We start from the raw sequence: 18678 nt of genomic DNA, 5'->3' as shown, positions 1-18678 counted from the left end.
TTCAAAATTTCCTTGTTATGATATTGCAAGGGGTGGTAAATATATGAAAATAAAAGTCTTAATTGCCGATGATAATTCTTTCATTCGAGAGGGAATGAAAATCATTTTGACTACGTATGAAGAATTTGATGTGGTGGAAACGGTTAATGATGGGCTTGAAGCGGTAGATTATTGTAAAAACCACGATGTTGATGTGGCGCTGTTAGATGTGCGAATGCCGAATATGAACGGTGTTGAAGCAACAAAGCTGCTAACTGAACAAACGAAGACCAAACCGTTGATTATCACTACCTTCGATGATGATGAGTACATTCTTGATGCTATCAAAAATGGAGCAAAGGGCTATTTACTGAAAAATAATGACCCGGAGCGAATTCGTGAAGCCATCAAAAGTGTCTTTAATGGAAATACGGTCATGCAAGACGTGGTCTTAGAAAAAATAAAATCAAATCTAACTGAAAATAAACCAGAAAGTAAAATTAACACTAGCCTGTTTACTGACAGGGAACTTGATATTATGGCCCAAATTGCAAAAGGATTATCAAACAAAGAGATTTCCAAACAGCTTTATATTTCAGAAGGAACCATTGCCAATTATATTACCTCCATTTTAGGAAAAACCGGCCTAAGCCATCGAACACAAATTGCTATTTACTTTTTAACAGGAAGAGTCAATGGATAATGGAATTCTGGATGATCATTAGTAAACTCATCTTAATAGGATACTTGGCAGTAATCTATATTCAATCGCCAGTTTTTAATATTCCATGGATTGTATTTTCGTTTCTAGTCTATCTGTGTATCAATATCGTTATTTATCTTGTAAAGAATGCATGGATAAAAAATATCATCCACTTCCTTTCTATTGTCTTAATCATCCTTTCTTATCATAAAGTACAACCATTATTTATCCTGCTGCTACCACTGACTATTTGTGAATTTATAGTTCATTTTATTGAACGAAAATTTATCATGTTCCTATTGGTTATAATGCCGATGGTCTGGTTAAGAAACACAATTACGTTGGAATATGGAATTGTGGCGGCGCTTTGTTATGTAATTTATACTGTGCTATTGGAGTATACAACTAGACTTCAACAACAGGAAGACCAACTGGATCATATACGAAAAGAAATGCAGAAATTATCGAAAAGCTTAAATGAAAATAATGAATACTTTAGACAATCGGAATACACCTTTAAATTAGAAGAACGGAATCGTCTTGCGCAGGTTTTTCATGATAAGATAGGTCACGCCATGACGGGGGCTTTGATTCAAATGGAAGCGTCAAAGAGACTGATGGAATCGGACACCGCCAAAGCACAAGAATTATTACAAAATGCCATCAATATTTCGAAAATGGGTATCGAAAATATTCGCATTACCTTAAAAAATTTGAAGCCGCCGACGGAACAAATGGGGATTAATCGTTTGAAATTATTGGTTGATGACTTTTCATCAAATCATGCGATTCGTACCCCTTTTGTATATAAAGGAAATATCGAAATCATTAAACCAATCCAATGGAAAATTATTCAGGAAAATGTAACCGAAGCATTAACAAATGCCCTGAAATACTCCGAGGCAACGGTGATATCAATAGAAATTCAAGTCCTCAACACAATGATTCGGATAGAAGTGAAGGATAATGGGAAAGGAATTGAAAAAATTAAAAAAGGAATTGGGATTATTGGAATGGAGGAACGGTCTGCCGCTATAAATGGAAAAATCATCGTCGATGGTTCGGACGGTTTTTCGGTGACAATGCTCCTGCCAATTCAATGAAAAATTTAAGCATAAAAACATGAAATTTCTCATGCTAAAGGGTGAACAGCTGCACTTATGCTGGCTCACCCTTTTTTTTATAATAAAAACATAAAGAGCGAAAGGTGAGATCAAGGATGAATATTTTAGAATTGAAAAACCTAACTAAAAAATTTACGGGATTCGTCGCTGTTGATAATATTTCCTTATCCATTGCAGAAGGAGAAATATTTGGATTTCTAGGGGCAAATGGAGCAGGGAAAAGTACCACCATTAATATGATTGCCGGGCTTTTACGAAACAATGAAGGAGAAATTCATATCCTTGGGAAAAACATTAGCAAAAATAGTAAGTTCGCCAAAGAGAATATCGGAATTGTCCCACAGGACTTGGCCATCTATGAAGATTTAACTGCCGAAGAAAATGTGAGATTTTTTGCAGGTTTATATGGATTGCGCGGAGCAATCTTGAATGAACGAGTTGAAGAGGCGTTACAGTTTGTTGGCCTTAGTGAAAAGCTGAAAGATTATCCGAAAAATTTCTCCGGGGGGATGAAAAGACGCTTAAATATTGCCTGTGCAATTGCCCACCGCCCAAAATTAATCATTATGGATGAGCCAACTGTTGGTATTGATCCTCATTCAAGAAATTACATTCTTCAATCTGTTCGAAAATTAAATGAGATGGGTTGTACGATTATTTATACTAGCCACTACATGGAAGAAGTGGAAGAAATCTGTTCAAGGATCGCCATCATCGACCATGGGAAAGTGATTGCAGAAGGAACGAAGGAACAGTTAATTGCTATTATTACCGATACCAAGGATGTATGGGTTGGGATAAAGTCAAATGAAAAAATCGATGTAAAGGAAATAAAGGAAATCAATGGGGTAAAGTCAGTACAACTGGAGGAAAACTTCATCAAAATTCATTCAGATATTGAAGTGAATAATCTTAACAAAATTGTTCAGCATCTGATGAATTATCACATTGAAATCAGTTCACTGGAAGAAAAGGAACCGAACTTGGAAACGGTTTTTTTAACTCTTACAGGAAGAAACCTCAGAGATTAGAAAGGAGGCAAGGATTTTGAATATTGTTAACATTGCTGTAAAGCAAATAAAACACACAATAAGGGATAAACGGGCACTTATTTTTATGCTGGCATTTCCCTTAGTTTTAATGGTCATCCTCGGAACAGCATTATCTAATGCTTTTGATAATAAAATTGCCATCGAAAATATTCAAGTTTTATATAAGAATTCAGCATCTCCCCACTTATCTTCCTCATTTGAAGCATTTGCTAAAGGGGTTAGTAAATCAGGTGTTCATTTTAAAAAGGTGTTTTCTGCTGCTGAGGGAAAAAAAGAAGTGAAGGATAATCATTACACGGCTTTTGTTGAAGTTACGAATAATGGACTTCAGCTATACGGTAATAATCGGAATAGCATTGAAGAGAGTATTGTCCAAGGAATGCTGACAGCTTTTGAGGATAAATATAATGTTACAGCAGCAGTGGCAAGCGTAGATGCCAAGGAAGTGCGCACGGACATGACGAGTAACTCGCATAATTTTATTAAAGAAGAATCAATTAATTCCGCAAAGCAGCCTGGCTCGATGGACTATTATGCGATGGCGATGACGACCATGATTGCTCTATATGGAGCAATGAATGCAAGTTCTTTAATCCGTGCAGAAAGATCCAGAAATACATCACTAAGATTAGCTGCCGCACCGATTAGAAAAAGTGAAATTTTTCTTGGGAAAATTCTTGGCTGTATCACCATTAACACGTTATGCCTTTTGGCAGTGGTCGCGTTTAGTCACCTCGTATTTAAAGCAAATTGGGGAAATCATATTGGTACGGTCATCCTTGTGTTAATTACTGAAGTAATTTTGGCAGTAAGCTTTGGTTTGGGAATCAGCTATATGGCCAAAACAAGCGATTCAGCGAACATGATTCTTATGTTGGCCGTTCAATTAGCATCCTTCTTTGGAGGAGCCTATTTTAAAATTGACAATCCTACGGGGATCTTAAACTTTGTTTCAAATCTTTCTCCACTTACTTGGGCCAACAGGGGATTGACAAAAATTATTTATGGGAATGACCTGAGCGCTTCGATTCCAGTGATAACATTGAATCTTGGAATTGCGGCAGTGTTTTTAGTAATCACAATCTTTTCCTTGCGAAGACGGGAGGGTCTATAATGAAAGATATTGTTTGGTTAATGAAAAAAATATACAGTGTTACCTTTAGAAAAAAGAAAAATATCATTATGTATTTCGGAATGCCGTTAGTTGGAATCTTCATCTCCTTTCTCGTCTATGGCGGATCTGGGGGAACAATGTTAAAGGTTGGGATTGTGAATCATGATCATCGCCCAATTGCCAATAATACAGTTCAATTTTTAGAAGACATTAAAAATGTGCAGGTTGTAAATTTGAAAGAATCTGAGATTAATGGCCAACTGACAGAAGGGAGGCTTGATTGTGTTATTACACTTGAAGAGGGTTTCTCGGAAAGTATTCTTACAGGAAATCCTGGTAACATTAGAATTGTTTCCATCAAAGGTGCCCAGATTACTGGTTATGTGAAGTCTTATCTCTATAATTATCTGGACAATTTGATTGTATTGGGGAAAGCAGCTAAAGGAGATCAGGTAACCTTCGATAAAATGTACAATCACTATAAACAGGCTGATTTCAAACTAACAGCTGAATCTTTAAAAGACACATCAAAAAGTAAAGATATGACCAATCAAACCATTGGATTTCTTATTATGATTATGCTGTTTTCCGCAGGTAACTTCTCCGAAATCATTATAAAGGAGAAAGAAAACCGCACTTATTTCCGTCTATTATCCACACCGATTAATTCAAGGAAATACGTGCTTGCCAATATTCTGGTTAACATGACGGTGATGATTACACAAATCATTTGTACGTTATTGGTTGTTACGAAGGTTTTTCATATTGATATGCATGTATCCTTTTGGAAAATGGGAGCGGTTCTAATTGTCTATTCATTCGTGGCAGTTGGCTTATCCCTTATGTTGGTTTCTTTCGCTAACAGTTCCAGTTCTGCTGGTGCATTGCAAAACCTGGTTTCTACTCCAACCTGCCTGCTTGCAGGGTGCTTTTGGCCTGTAGAAATTATGCCAAAGGCAGTACAGAAGATTGCTGATTTTATGCCACAGCATTGGACACTTGAAACCATTCAAAAACTGCAAGAAGGACAGCAATTCGGCAGTTTATATCTTAATTTCATGATACTGTTCGCCTTTGCAGTCGCATTCTTCCTAGTCGCTGTGTATAAATTCAGCAGAAATAGTAATGTCCGAAGCTTTGTATAATCCGGGGCTCTGAACTCACTATCATAGTGAGTTCTTTTTATCGTTTAGGAAACTATCAATTTCTACTTTTCTATTACTTTCTTTCTATTTTAATAGTTTTGTAATGTTTTTGATATGTTTGTAACATTTTGTGAGTAATATCGTCTATAATGGGCGTAAGGAAATAAAATTACAGCAAAGAGGTATTTAAAAACATGAGGATGGGGAAAAATAGTTGGGTGAAGGGTACCTTTCTGTGCAGTCTAGCAGTGGGGATAATCGCTTCTGGTGCCTTTACCATCTATAATTTTAGCGAAAAGGTTAAAGCAAATGAACCTAGTATTCAAAAGGACAGCCGCAAAATGCCTTTAAAAAAGGTTGGGGAAACGATTTATCAAGTTAATATGGATGATCAGTTTGAAAAGGAAAGGATTCAAGAGAAGAAGCATGCAGATTTAGGACAGAAACAGCAAAAAGTAGATGAAGAGACTCATAGTGATGAACAAAGACCTACGGCAAAGCATCCTGTTCCAAATCATGCAGCCACGAAAAGAATGAACACTCCTAATTCATCGAAACAAGAAACCAATGTAGTTCCACCAAAGGAAGACAAATCAAAAACCGTATATAGCAGCAAAAGGACCATATATTTAACCTTTGATGATGGTCCAGAAAGTTATACCGAAGATATTCTTGCATCATTGGAAAAATATCATTTCAAAGCAACTTTTTTTATGCTGGATGGAAATATTAAAAGGTATCCTAATGCGGTTAAAGAAATGGTGACACTCGGGGATAGTATCGGGATTCATGGAGTGACGCATAATGTCAAACTTTTCTATGCATCGGAAAAATCTGTCTTAGGAGAGATTAATCAGACCAACCCTACATTAAAAACCATAACAGGGGAAGATTCTTATTTAATTCGAACCCCTTATGGCAGTTATCCGTATATGACAGAAAAAGAAAGAAAAGCCGTTTCAGCGGGTGGATATATGTTGTGGGATTGGAATATCGACAGTCAGGATTGGTATTACAAGGATGAACGCTTTGTAAAAAATGTAATCAACCAACTGAAGCAGAAGTCAAAGCACAAGGGGCCGATTGTGATTCTGATGCACGAAAAAAAGGAAACATTGAAATACCTGCCAAAACTGCTGGACTATTTGAGCATACATGGTTATGAAGGTAAAGCCATTAGCAGTTCAATGTCTCCTGTCCATTTCTAATCGTACCCAAATTCTTTCTAAATAGTTTAAAAACATATAAAAGATTTTGAAGCATCTATTATTTTGGGTGTTTTTTTTTTGCCATTAAAAGGGTAATTTTATGAAATTGCTGATCATTTAAATCACGAACAAAGAAGGAAGCTGAAGCAAATGGGCATTTCAACAATCCCTGAAAATGATTATCTGAATGGTTTCACTTGACTGAATACGACGGCCTTTTCTTATTGAACTCTAACAAGCAGGTAAAATTCCCAGAATAATTTGCTACGTCTATGTTACTTGCCCCCACAAATTTGTACTAGATACATAGTTTAATTTGAAAACAAATTTATAGGAGGGTTTTGGGTGTTCGATTTTATAAAAAGAGGAGAGCGTTAATTAATAAGTCTATGAATTGGTTGACTGGATTAAGGTCAGTATCAGTATTGACACTTCCTTACCATTTTCATTCTCTGTGGTGAAATGCTGATTTTGCGCTTCATGGATGGCTAACGGGTGCAATAGTTTAAGGTCTGGGCTGCTAGATTTGGCAGCTTTCTTATTGAACAAAAGGTGAGTTACTTGAAGAAGAAACCTTGACGATATTTAGTTTAAAACAGATTAAATTGGAGTCAGTATGTATTGATACTGGCTCTTTTTTTTGATTTTTATAATGAATGTAAAGTTTACTTTTATAAAGATATTGTTATCCTTTATAAAAGTAAACTTTACCTTTTTATAATTTTGATTTAAAATAAAGGTAAATCAAGGAAGTGTGGAAAAGAGGTGGAGATTTTGAAAGAAGACTTTGGTGATTCAATAATAAATAAGGTGTATGAGCATCGAGTGTTAAGAAGAATATCACAGAAGGAGTTAGCGGAGGCAGTTGGGGTTTCGAAGCAGACCATTTTTGTAATGGAAAAGAACAATTACTCTCCTTCGCTAGTGTTAGCTTTTCGAATTGCAAATTTTTTCGAGGTTGATATTAATGAAATATTTTCTTATGTTAGAAAGGAAGATAATAATGATTGATGTATTAAATAAATGGATGTTAGAAAGCTCAAATAATTTCAACATCATTGTAGGAATCACAATGGTACTATATTTAGGCTCATTGACTGTACTTTTGTTGATTCGTAAAAAATTTGGTAAGCCTGATGAAAGAACAAATGGAATTTATTTAAAAATTACCTCTTGTATGTTTCTTACCCAATTGATAATGAATAGCATCTTTATTTCCCAAGTTGACCGCAATATTGAATATTTTCGTCAATTCTTTTTATTATTTCAAGGTGTTGTATTTCTAATTGGAGCAGTTTATTCTTATGGACTTTATAGAAAAGATTTTAAGTAATCTAATTACAAAATCATTTGAATTAATTCACTTAAGTAACGGATGCAAGAGTTAAACATTCAGCTGCCAATTTGGTGGCTTTTTCTTATTCAGCTAAATGACCAGTTTTGTAAAAGAAGGATTAATTTTGAAAATGGCATTGGATTTAAAAATCGAACTAAAAAAACTACCCGTGTATAGGTAGTTTTTATGATAGTGTTTGTTGGGCGGTTTGTTGATAAAGTTGCTTTGCATTTTTGTTGTCAGTTGCTAAAGCAAAGGTTTCAATACATTTATATCAATGTTTATGCTTCCTGTGCCCTTTATGGTTCCCGTGCTCTTTTTGTTTCCTTTGTCCTTTTGGTTTATCTTTTCCTTTACCTTTCGGTTTCTTCTCCATGACTCTTTCATGTTTTACCTTTGGTTTTTTTACGACTAGTTTAGATTTTGGAGGAACCTCATTAGAGCCTCGAATGTAAAGATCTCTCCCCACTTTGTAAACACTGCTTGGCTGCTGGAAGGATGATGTATCAGTTCCAAATACCTGCATCATTTTACTAAACATGATCTGTGCAATATGAGTCGTATCTCCAGCCATGTAGTTTCTGGCCCATTATTTGGATATCCAGTCCAAACAGACATTGTGTATTGTGGAGTGTAACCTGTAAACCAGCTATCGTTTGACACGTTGCCTAACGGGTATCCATATTTAAGACTTGTATTCTTATCAAAATTGGTCGTTCCTGTTTTTCCCGCCACATCTAATCCCGGAACATTAGCTGCCTTACCAGTACCTGCGTCCACGACATCCCGTAACATATCGGTAATCATATAGGCTGTGTAATCGTGCATCACCTGTTTTGGCTTTGGCTTAAAGCTGACCACTTTGCCATTTGGATAGACCACTTTTTGAACAAAATGTGGTTGATTATAAATTCCTTTATTTGCAAAGGAGCTGTACGCACCTGCCATTTCTAAAGGATTAACCGCATTACTGCCAATCGCAGTAGATTCATAAACTTGGTCATGATCAAAGGTAATTCCCAGTTGTTTTGCAAAGTTCTTAGCACGATCTATTCCCACTGCTTTGTACGTAAGGAAAGCAGGGATATTATAGGACCATTGAAGTGCCGTTCTCATGGATAACATCCCATGGTAGCGACGATCCCAGTTTTGAAGTTCCTGACCCGATGAGTAAGTTGTGTGCTGGTCATTCAATTGATGGTGGGTAGACCATTTAAAATAATCAATTGCAGGGCCGTAATCCAAAACTGGCTTAATGGTAGATCCTGGCTGGCGCTTTAGGTCAATCGCAAAGTTGTTTCCGAGAAATCCTGCTTGATAGTCTTTTCTACCGCTTCCTATTGCCCTTACTTCCCCTGTTTTTGAATCTAAGAATACAAATGCACCTTGGAATCTATCATTAGGGTAGCCTATTATCTCATTTGTGTTCATCATTTTGTCAGCATAATCCTGTTGCTTAGGATCTAAGGTGGTATAAATTGATAAACCATCTGTACCGATATCCACATTCTTTAATTTGCCTTCCACTTCTTTTACTGCAGCATCGAGGAACGCTTCATAGGGCATTCCTTGATTTTTATTTATTACAAGTCCCTGTGTTACCGGAACCTTCATGGCATCCTGCATTTGCTTCTTGGTGATATACCCCTGTCTATGCATAGAGGATAAAACCAAATTTCTGCGATTAGTAGCTGCCTCTTTATTTTTTGGTTTGGAAGGATCATAATAATTCGGACTTTGAGGTAGCCCTGCAATCATGGCTGCCTCTGGGAGAGTCAATTTATTTAAATCATTGGCTTCAATGCCATAATAATTCTTTGCTGCTGCAGCAACACCGTATGAACGGTTTCCAAGGTAAATCTTGTTAAAATACATCATTAGTATTTGGTGTTTGGAGTATTTTTGCTCCAATTTATAGGCCATATACCATTCCTGAACCTTTCGTTTTAGTGTTTTCTGTGGAGATAAGAAAGAATTTTTTATGACTTGTTGAGTAATCGTGCTTCCTCCCTGTGATCCGAAGTCACCTGTTACGTTTTCGAAAATCGCTTTAGCGGTACGTTTGATGTCAATCCCATGATGCTCATAAAAGTGGGCATCCTCCGTAGCAATGAAAGCATGTTCTAATACTTTTGGAACCTGTTCATATTTGATCTTCGTTCGTTTTTCTTTCCCATATTCATAAAGAAAATTTCCATTTCTATCATAAAATTTCGTTGAAAGTGGATCTGCTAGTTTAGAAGCATCTATTGATGGCACACCTTTAATCATTTCTGCGAACGTGGCTGCTCCTGCTCCGACTGAAACAACCCCAATCACCAAACATGTGAGTAAAACTTTTCTCAAAAGAGAACCTTTTTTGGGTGATTTTATTCTTTTTTGCTCTTTTTGTTTTACTCTTTCCGCTTGTTTTCGTTCCTCTCTACTGCGATAGGTCTCTGGTATTGCTCTTCTCTCCTGTTTTTGAAGTTACTCAAAGCTGATGGGAAGTGAAACTTTGTATTCGTGACTGATTTTTTAAAGTACACGTATAAATCGTACTGAAGAGGAATTAATCTTCTGTTCCCCTTGGTCACATTTTGCAATAAATTCCTTACAGTTAAGGATTTTATCTAATATTTCCTGGAATACCTCTTCTTTTTTTACATTCAGACCCGTTAAAACTTTTTCTCGCTTAATATCATTTTCCAATGTATAACAAACAATATATTCCTTCAGCGTAAATCTTCCTTTCAAGTACAATTGAATATTGTCTAAAAAATATTTAATAAAATCAAACTTTGAATTCGAAAAAAGCTACTGTCTTTTACATCCAACAATGATATTCTTTCGTTGAGTCCGTTCTAAATTAAGGGGGTTGAAATGAAAAAACTCACTTTGATGAATGACCAAATGAGTATTTTGCAAGTATATATAATGTAAAAATAACAAGGGTGCTTGTTCAACTAACACGTGCAGGAGTTAAAGATTGGGGACCGCTTAGGCGATTACTTCTGTCAGTTTATTAAAGTACGGAATCACTATTCAAGAGTGAAAAAGGAAGATTGCGATTTTCCACTAATAAAGTTCCTAATCGTTTAATTTCTCCATATATTTGCTCACGGATATTATTATCCTTACACTTATAATAATCTTCAAATAGCCGACCAAGTTCCTCAATGATAGTAAGGTATTCAAAACAATTCACTATTCCAACACCTCTTAAAAAAGTGCAATAAAGTTTAAATTTAAATAATATTAAACTGAAATTAGTTTTAGTTCAATGAGAAAATCAGGGAGACTTTACAGAATAGTCCAAGTCATTTTGACTTTTCTCAGTGAAGAACTGTACTTAAAGTAAGGGGTGCAAGAGTTGGACAAAACGTTGTTTCGGCAGCGTTTAAAGGGGCAGGTTAGTTATGCGAAATGTTCCTGGTTTAAAACCTAAAACAGAAAGTTGCATAGCAGAAAATATATGCTTTAATCGGTGAAATTAAGATTGTGAAGAATTGCTCTTAAACTATAGGGTGCTTGAGTTAATGAAATAAGGTTGCTGCAGCAGCCTTTTTTTGCTTGTTCCACTAACGGGGCAGGTGTGCGGCCGAGCCTAGGTCGTATCATATAACGGGTGGGATTCCCGTCGAGTAAGAACTAGCCATTCGCTCGTAGCGAGTCTTGGAGGGCTAAAGGTAACTTTAGTCTTTAAGCGTAGACAGTTAGGTAGCGGGCCGAAAGCCATATGGTTGAAGGGATTGAGCTCCATAATGTTAGTAAATCGAGAGGGCTGATGCTTTACCTGCAGCAGAAAGCTACATTTTATCCTTCGTTTAAGGCAAGATGGATAAAACCTCTTTGGAGTCAGAGACCTTGGCACGTTACACATTGATATGATACGGCAACTCGGGAGACCCTACCGGTCTTTTCTTGTTAGAAGAGTATGGTGTACAAGCGATAAAAAGTAACGAAACCAAATGCCGGTGTAGGGAGTCGGATAGCAGCGTAGTACCAATGAAGTTGGGTAATGCCGATGGAGGAAAGGCTAGCTACCAGTTATCACCCTTGCTAAGGACACATTTACTACACACAGAGGTAGGAATAATAAATGGAGACAAAACTAGCAAGGATAGCAGAATTAGCAATCTGAACCTAAGAGATTAGCGAGGTTTTGTGAATGGTAACTAGGAGGAGCCGTGTGCGTTAATAGCGCAAGCACGGTTCTGGGAGGGGGAGGAACACAATCTACCGTAAGGTAGAGAGGTTCCTTTCTACTCGACTTGTTGAAGAAGAATTTCAAATAGCATAGCCTGTTAAAAAGAAAGCAAACTAAAATAGTGGTGCCGATAACGAAAAAAATTTGGGAAAAATACTACTCCGATATCTTTAAATACTGTATTTATTATTGTTGGTATCTAATCAATTAGAAAGCACAATAACTTCATTATGTCGGGTTTGCAACCTGAGACCTCTAAAAAGCATTAGCGAAAAAAAGTTTACTGAAAATAGACTATAAGTTCGGATAAAGGAAGGAGGTTGGACCCAAAAATTGTCTAACTCTTTGAATAGTACTTCTAATTCTCCTATAAAAGGAGATTCTAATGGAATTAAAAGATTGCTGCCTTTTTTAGGTCCTGCCTTTATTGCTGCTGTGGCATATATCGATCCAGGTAATTATGCAACAAACATTTCGGCAGGGTCTAAATATGGATACACATTATTATGGGTCATTTTAGTTTCTAATTTAATGGCTGTTTTGATTCAAACGATGTCTGCCAAGTTAGGAATTGCAACAGGTAAAAACCTCCCTGAAGTTTGCCGAGAAAAATTTTCAAAAGAGACTTCCATACTTTTATGGATACAAGCTGAACTTGTCGTTATGGCAACAGATCTGGCAGAATTTATTGGTGCATCGCTTGGAATCTATTTGCTCTTTGATATCCCACTTGTTTTCTCTGCTATTATTGCAGCCATTGGTTCATTCGTCATTTTGGAGATTCAAAGGCGAGGAATGCGTCCGTTAGAAGCTGTTATTACAGCTATGATTTTTATTGTTGTAATTGTTTTTGGGGTTCAAGTTTTCTATGCAGCACCAGATGCAACGGCAATTCTTTCTGGTCTTTTCACGCTCAAATTTCAGGATGTTGATAGCGTTTTATTAGGGGCTGGGATGCTGGGAGCAACAGTGATGCCACATGCCATTTATCTGCATTCTGCCTTAACACAAAATAGAATTGTCGGAGAAACTGAAGAAGAACGGAAAAAGATTTTTAAATATGAGTTTGTAGATGTCATTATTGCGATGATTATTGCAGGTGGGATAAACGCGAGTATGTTAATCGTCTCAGCGGCATTATTTAATAAAAATGGACTTAATGTAAGTGATTTAGAAGTTGCTTTTAATGAATTTGGAAAAATACTTGGACCCTTTGCGGCAATATGTTTTGGAATTGGATTGTTATCCGCAGGATTATCAAGTTCTTCAGTTGGTACTATGTCAGGTGACATCATTATGCAAGGCTTTATTAAACGACGCATACCTATTTATTTGAGACGATTTATAACAATGATACCGCCGTTAGGAATAATTCTAATGGGAATTAATCCTTCTAAAGCTCTTGTTATAAGTCAAGTCGTTCTCTCTTTTGGAATTGCTTTTGCTTTAATACCTTTAATAATGTTTACAAGTAACAAAAAACTAATGGGGAAACTTGTAAACCATATAGTAACTTCGATCTGTGCGTGGATAATTGCCGTACTTATTATAAGTCTTAATTTATTTTTGTTATATCATACTTTTATTAACTAAGGACGTTTTTACCTCCTATTTATTCTAAGTTTCTTCCTAAGCTTACGGGTCAAGAGTTGACGATTCAGCTGCCAAAAATTATTGGTGGCTTTTTCTTATTCAGCTAACGGGGCAGGATACTTTAAGAAGAACAGGGATGAAAATAGATATGTTTTTATGTCACATTTGACTGATATTGCGAGATAAAAAGGGAGAAGTCGGAAAAGAAAAACTACTGAAACTCAGCCTTAGTCCAAGAACCCTCAAAATGACCTCATATAATTTTATAAGGTTTCAAAATTTCACGAGGTGATTTTATGGTAAATAATGACCAACGTTTTCAGGGATGTTGTCGATGTCCACTGATACCTCTTCCCTTACCGCCACAGAAAAGGTCAATCGGTTCATCAGGACCTCCAGTACCTCAGGGACCGTGTCTTTGTGACTGTTGTGTTTCTCCACTTCAGTCCGTCTTACAACAACTTGTTGGGCAAACTGTAATTCTTGCCACTATTGCAGACGCACCAAATGAACCCCCTCTCTTATATTTATTCAAAATTATTGAAGTGAATGATTTTTTAGTTACTGTTTCAGACGAAGCGACAACCTTTAAGGTAAATATTTCTGATGTAATAGGGGTAGGGTTTTTACCACCAGGACCTACTATCAACTTGTTGCCACCTGTTGTTTCTGGGTGCGAATGTAATTGTCGTGAACGACCAATTAGACAATTGCTGGATACACTTAAAGGTTCTACAGTGACTCTTTTAGTAAGTAACGGTTCTACTGCAGGAAATTTTAACGTGGAACAAACAGGTCTTGGCATAGTGTTAGGTACTTTAGCAATAGAGACTACAATCTATAGATTTGCAATTTCAACTTGCAAAATTACGGCTGTAGGGCAAACTAGTTAAATATTTGTAATTTGGCTTGTAAGAAAAATAAGTATTTTATTAATTCCTTATTGAACTAAAGGGTGCAAGAGCTAAAGAAAGGGATCGCTGCGGAGATCCTTTTTTTATGTGTGCCAGGCATGGCAACTATCTAGGTGGTGAAAGTCCACTGTGGGGGTACACATCGACTAACCACTAAGGAAGCGCAAGGTACTTACCGTGAGGTAAGGGCTGGAGGAAGCGTGGAATAAAATCTTGGCTCGACGAACAGAAATCTGATATTAAGGCTTTATAAAAGGGTGAGGCTCCATAACAAGTCAAAGTCCTAAAAGATGTACGTAACTTTGTAAAGTAAATCAGGCGAGTAAAAGAGGAAAGATAGTTGTCTTACCCTGGGAGGTCTTGCGGATGTACGGGAGTACAGTCGAAAAAGGTTAGCCGCAAGAAGTCAGCAGAAGCCGTAGTAGTGAAATTATTTCATGAAGGGCTGAACAATTTATAGTGTTTCAACACCACGAATGCGTAAGTGACGTACTCCGAATGTATTAATGGTGAAAGTATGAGCGTATCTCAAAGGCTAACCAAAATGGAGCTATCACTTACTACGTGAGAGGGAAGGAGAAACGAGTGTGGAACTTTTAGAACAGATTATTAGTAATCAAAATATGAACGAAGCGTACCTGCGTGTCTATAAAAATAAAGGCGCGAGTGGGGTTGATGGAGTAACAGTCGAAGAACTAAAGCAATATCTGAGAGAGAACAAGGATGAGCTACGTCAGCGCATCAGAACAAGAAAATACCAACCACAGGCTGCCTTAAGAGTGGAAATCCCAAAAGAAAATGGCAAGATGCGCAAGTTGGGAATACCAACAGTAGTGGATAGAGTAGTTCAACAAGCCATTCATCAAGTTCTCAGTCCGATATTTGAAAAGCAGTTCAGTGAGTTCAGTTACGGCTTTAGACCAAAAAGAAGTTGTGAGATGGCTATTATAAAAAGCTTGGAATTTCTAAATGATGGATACGATTGGGTGGTAGACATTGACCTGGAAAGATTCTTCGATACAGTCCATCACGATAAACTCATGCGAATCATCTCTAATACAATAGATGATGGAGATGTCATTTCCCTAATAAGGAAGTATCTTGTCAGTGGAGTTATGGTGAATGGGAAATACGAAGAAACACCAGTTGGAACTCCGCAAGGAGGAAACCTAAGCCCACTGCTGAGTAATATTATGTTAAACGAACTGGATAAGGAGCTTGAAAGTAGAGGACTCCAATTCGTGAGATACGCTGATGACGCCCTAATCTTCGTGAAGAGTGAGAAAGCAGCGAATAGAGTGATGGAATCAATCGTGAGATTTATAGAAAGTAAATTAGCGTTAATAGTCAATGCAGAAAAGAGTAAAATCTCCCGTCCAAAAGATCTGAAATTCTTGGGATTTGGATATTATTACGATTCTAAGAATGAGAAATACCAAGCAAAACCCCATTTTACGTCAATACAAAAATTTCAAAGGAAGCTTCGAAAATTAACAAAGCGAAATTGGAGCGTTCCGCTAGACTACCGAATTTTAAAACTAAAACAAGTCATACTTGGGTGGGTTAATTACTTTAGAATCTCGAATATGAAAAAAGCGATGACTGAGATAGATAAGAAGCTTCGCTCCAGAATTAGAGTTATCATATGGAAGCAATGGAAGGTACCAAAGAAACAAATAAAATCGCTTATTCAATTAGGGATTCCTGAGCAAGAAGCGAAAGGATTAACCTTCTGCCGAAGAGGTTACCGGTATATAGGATTATCGAAAGTTGTTCAAAGAGCAATTTCAAACAAAAGACTAAAGCAGAGGGGATTACCCTCTGCTTTAGAACATTATCTAAAAGTACACACTTTAATATAAATTGAAACGCCGTATACGCGAACCGTACGTGAGTCTGTCTAACAATTAATTTTAAATTTACTCAGTTTGAAAATATTTCTGTTGATTTTAGATAAAAACAATGAATTTCACAAAATGGACGTAAAAAGGGGGCTATGCCCCCTCTGAATTTTCGTTTTAACTCTTTAACTCCGATTATATTTATTAGTCTTTTAAAATTATATGCAAGACAAATAAGACTTACCTCAGTGTTAACTGATTCAAGCCCTCTTGTTAAAAAATATGTATAACCAAAATGTCGTTTTATAGTTCCAAAAAGGTGTTCTATTATAGAGCCTCTTTTCTTGTAAATGTGATCTTTTTTAATGGTATTTTCAGTCACTTGGTCAATAATTTCTTCATCTTTAAACCTGATAATAGATCTTCCACCTTTTGCGGAGGTACATAACTCCTTTTTCCCACATTCATTATAGTTTACACATGTATAACGTTTGAAATCTTTGCCGTTTTGTTTTCCATTCCATTTAAAATTTAAACAGTAGCCCATTGGGCAAATAAAAACATCACTTGTTTGATCATACTTGAAGTTTGATTTATCAAATCCGGTTTTAACCTTTTGTTGTTTTCCTTTTTGGGGCTTTAAAAGGATTTCGGTCTGTTCATCAACCACTTCAATTATTTCAGACATATTAAAATAACCTGTATCAGCTATAGCTGTAACATTTTGATCCTCAAATACTTCATTAGCCTTTTTAACCATATTTGATAATTGACCTTGATCATTAACATCATTTACTACATCGAAGTCTACAATTAATTTATTTTTATTGTCTACAACTGCTTGAACATTAAAGCAAACCTCAAATTTCCCGTTGTTCTTCATCGATTTTGCATCCGAATCGGTTAAACAAATTTGTTTCTTTCCTTGTTCTTTTAGCTCTTCTTTAATAATATTTAACTTCTTTATTCTTTCTTGATAACATTCAACTTTATCATTAATTTTTTGTTTCATATTCTCATCATCAGTTGTATTTAAAATGTCATTGATATATTCCTCAATTTTGGCTTCATAATATTCTAATTTTTCCTTAATAATATTTTCATTATAGTGTTTATTTTTTGCGCTATTTGCTTTTATCTTTGTCCCATCAATAGCGACAAGGGTGCCATCAATAAGACCAAATCCTTTTAACATAAGTGTAAAATCTTTAAACAGCTGCTTAATGGCTTTTTTGTTAATTTTCATGAATGAAGAAATGGTACCATGGTCAGGTTTTATTTTGCCAATTAACCACATTAATTCAATGTTTCTAGTTGCCTCTGTCTCCATCAAACGAGATGATCTGATTTTATTCAAATAACAATAAATATATAATTTAAGGAGATCTTGTCTTCTATAAGGTTTTTGACCAGCTTTAGAACCTGAATAAACTACAAAACCAAGTTCCTCCAGATTTAAGCTATCCACGTATGCATCAATTACTCTAACTGGATTATTTTCATCAACAAAATCTTCTAATGTATTGGTAATAAATTTAACTGATTTCTATCCTCACCAAGAAAATATGGCATATTATCATCTCCTTATATTATAAATTCGACAATAGTATGAGTTTTCCTATTGGGAAAGTGGGAAAAGAGTGAAAATTGTTAGACAGACTCACGTACGGTGTTGTGAGAGGGGCGAAAATAATCAACTTATTTTCCCTCTACTCGATTCGACTAACGGGGCAGTTTAGTTGAACAATCGTCATTAGCTTTTTTTCCACAATCGGGCCAGATTGTAGAAGAATCATGAACAGTAAACATACTGGTTAAAGATTGGTTGTGAAAAGTTACACTTTAGCTATCGAGGTAGGATAAAGATTTTCTCATGATTCAAAAAAATTAATTTTCCCTTGACTCTTACGTGACGTAACGGTTTATAGTGAAGATACCGGTAAAATTGTCGCGAAATAAGGGGGTGGTTATTTTAGTTTCAGGTAAGAAGAAATGGAAGACAGGGGAACTTGCAAAGTTCACAGGTTTAACGATTCGGACCTTGCGGTATTATGACCAAATTGAATTGTTCTCACCATCAGACTATTCAGAATCAGGATATCGCCTATATAACGCCACAGATGTTTCGCGGTTACAGCAAATTCTTAGTCTAAAAGATTTAGGATTAACGCTCGAGGAAATTAAATCGAGCCTGGCCGACGATACGTATAACCCTATTGAAGTGGTGACTCTTCAAATAGAACGTTTAAGAGAAAATATAAGAATTCAACAGAAGCTGTTAAAAGATTTACAAAATGTATCTGAGATTTTGCAAACGAAAGAGACATTGACGGTTCAAGATTTTACAAATTCAATTGGAATGATGAAAAAAAGTCATGAAAATTATTTTTACGGGCGCCAAAAGAATATGGAGCGCCAATTTGATCGACTTGGCGAATTCCTTTCTAATCATCCGTCTCACCAAAAAAGGAGGAAGTGAG

General features: G+C 36.2%; 15 protein-coding genes and 1 pseudogene. 12 read left to right on the top strand and 4 right to left on the bottom strand.

The genetic code is table 11. The features are described 5' to 3' along the window. Positions 1-43: 43 nt before the first annotated feature. From RCG21_RS32290 to RCG21_RS32255, 8 genes are all read left to right on the top strand, one after another. Positions 44-682, top strand: coding sequence for a response regulator transcription factor (locus RCG21_RS32290; RefSeq protein WP_308914506.1), 639 nt, complete (start codon positions 44-46; stop codon positions 680-682). Further along, on the top strand, positions 682-1785 hold the full coding sequence (locus tag RCG21_RS32285; RefSeq protein WP_308914505.1) for a histidine kinase: 1104 nt from the start codon (positions 682-684) through the stop codon (positions 1783-1785). Before RCG21_RS32290 ends, RCG21_RS32285 begins: the two co-directional genes overlap by 1 nt. 116 nt (positions 1786-1901) lie before the next feature. Beyond that, positions 1902-2837, top strand: coding sequence for an ABC transporter ATP-binding protein (locus RCG21_RS32280; protein WP_308914504.1), 936 nt, complete (start codon positions 1902-1904; stop codon positions 2835-2837). A gap of 16 nt (positions 2838-2853) precedes the next feature. Further along, entirely contained in the window at positions 2854-3972 is a 1119-nt protein-coding gene (locus tag RCG21_RS32275) for an ABC transporter permease (RefSeq protein WP_308914503.1), read from the top strand. After that, positions 3972-5117 (top strand): ABC transporter permease, encoded by a 1146-nt coding sequence (locus RCG21_RS32270; RefSeq protein WP_308914502.1) that lies wholly within the window; start codon positions 3972-3974, stop codon positions 5115-5117. The genes RCG21_RS32275 and RCG21_RS32270 overlap by 1 nt, the downstream gene beginning before the upstream one ends. 194 nt (positions 5118-5311) lie before the next feature. After that, entirely contained in the window at positions 5312-6325 is a 1014-nt protein-coding gene (locus RCG21_RS32265; protein WP_308914501.1) for a polysaccharide deacetylase family protein, read from the top strand. Positions 6326-7099: 774 nt separating this feature from the next. Beyond that, positions 7100-7336 (top strand): helix-turn-helix transcriptional regulator, encoded by a 237-nt coding sequence (locus RCG21_RS32260; protein WP_308914500.1) that lies wholly within the window; start codon positions 7100-7102, stop codon positions 7334-7336. Further along, complete coding sequence (locus RCG21_RS32255) at positions 7329-7658, top strand: 6-aminohexanoate hydrolase (RefSeq protein ID WP_308914499.1); 330 nt, start codon at positions 7329-7331, stop codon at positions 7656-7658. Before RCG21_RS32260 ends, RCG21_RS32255 begins: the two co-directional genes overlap by 8 nt. A 187-nt stretch (positions 7659-7845) precedes the next feature. Here the strand turns inward: RCG21_RS32255 and RCG21_RS32250 are convergent, their stop codons facing one another. The 3 genes from RCG21_RS32250 to RCG21_RS32240 are packed head-to-tail and all read right to left on the bottom strand — an operon-like array spanning position 7846 to position 10007. Beyond that, positions 7846-7926, bottom strand: coding sequence for a DUF1657 domain-containing protein (locus RCG21_RS32250; protein ID WP_308914709.1), 81 nt, complete (start codon positions 7924-7926; stop codon positions 7846-7848). A 9-nt stretch (positions 7927-7935) separates the two neighbouring features. Continuing rightward, positions 7936-8235: a hypothetical protein gene (locus RCG21_RS32245; protein ID WP_308914498.1), complete on the bottom strand. Its 300-nt coding sequence runs from the start codon at positions 8233-8235 to the stop codon at positions 7936-7938. After that, the gene (locus tag RCG21_RS32240) at positions 8187-10007 is read right to left on the bottom strand and encodes a transglycosylase domain-containing protein (protein WP_308914497.1); all 1821 of its coding nucleotides are present in this window, start codon (positions 10005-10007) and stop codon (positions 8187-8189) included. The genes RCG21_RS32245 and RCG21_RS32240 overlap by 49 nt, the downstream gene beginning before the upstream one ends. 2176 nt (positions 10008-12183) lie before the next feature. Between RCG21_RS32240 and RCG21_RS32235 the strand changes: the two genes are divergently transcribed. The 3 genes and pseudogenes from RCG21_RS32235 (at position 12184) to ltrA (ending at position 16219) form a co-directional block, all read left to right on the top strand. Beyond that, the gene (locus RCG21_RS32235) at positions 12184-13443 is read left to right on the top strand and encodes an Nramp family divalent metal transporter (RefSeq protein WP_308914496.1); all 1260 of its coding nucleotides are present in this window, start codon (positions 12184-12186) and stop codon (positions 13441-13443) included. Between the two features lie 410 nt (positions 13444-13853). Continuing rightward, positions 13854-14336, top strand: a pseudogene (locus RCG21_RS32230) (hypothetical protein); the annotation flags it as partial. A 608-nt stretch (positions 14337-14944) separates the two neighbouring features. Beyond that, positions 14945-16219, top strand: a complete 1275-nt coding sequence (gene ltrA, locus RCG21_RS32225) for a group II intron reverse transcriptase/maturase (RefSeq protein WP_133335407.1) — start codon at positions 14945-14947, stop codon at positions 16217-16219. Between the two features lie 61 nt (positions 16220-16280). Here ltrA and RCG21_RS32220 read toward each other — a convergent pair whose 3' ends face one another. Next, complete coding sequence (locus RCG21_RS32220; RefSeq protein ID WP_308914708.1) at positions 16281-17729, bottom strand: IS1182 family transposase; 1449 nt, start codon at positions 17727-17729, stop codon at positions 16281-16283. Between the two features lie 432 nt (positions 17730-18161). On the opposite strand from RCG21_RS32220, the gene RCG21_RS32215 reads away from it, so the two are divergent. Next, entirely contained in the window at positions 18162-18677 is a 516-nt protein-coding gene (locus RCG21_RS32215) for a MerR family transcriptional regulator (protein ID WP_308914495.1), read from the top strand. Position 18678 lies beyond the last annotated feature (1 nt).

Source organism: Bacillus salipaludis, assembly GCF_030938565.1.
Taxonomy (GTDB): Bacteria; Bacillota; Bacilli; order Bacillales; family Cytobacillaceae; genus Neobacillus; species Neobacillus salipaludis_A.
Note: the sequence above shows the minus strand (reverse complement) of the source record. Positions and strands in the feature narration are given on the sequence as shown.

Bases quoted from the DNA above. Each gene is read 5' to 3' on its own strand.
- RCG21_RS32290 (WP_308914506.1), top strand. From the start codon at position 44: ATGAAAATAAAAGTCTTAATTGCCGATGATAATTCTTTCATTCGAGAG.
- RCG21_RS32285 (WP_308914505.1), top strand. From the start codon at position 682: ATGGAATTCTGGATGATCATTAGTAAACTCATCTTAATAGGATACTTG.
- RCG21_RS32280 (WP_308914504.1), top strand. From the start codon at position 1,902: ATGAATATTTTAGAATTGAAAAACCTAACTAAAAAATTTACGGGATTC.
- RCG21_RS32270 (WP_308914502.1), top strand. From the start codon at position 3,972: ATGAAAGATATTGTTTGGTTAATGAAAAAAATATACAGTGTTACCTTT.
- RCG21_RS32265 (WP_308914501.1), top strand. From the start codon at position 5,312: ATGAGGATGGGGAAAAATAGTTGGGTGAAGGGTACCTTTCTGTGCAGT.
- RCG21_RS32255 (WP_308914499.1), top strand. From the start codon at position 7,329: ATGATTGATGTATTAAATAAATGGATGTTAGAAAGCTCAAATAATTTC.
- RCG21_RS32245 (WP_308914498.1), bottom strand. From the start codon at position 8,235: ATGGCTGGAGATACGACTCATATTGCACAGATCATGTTTAGTAAAATG.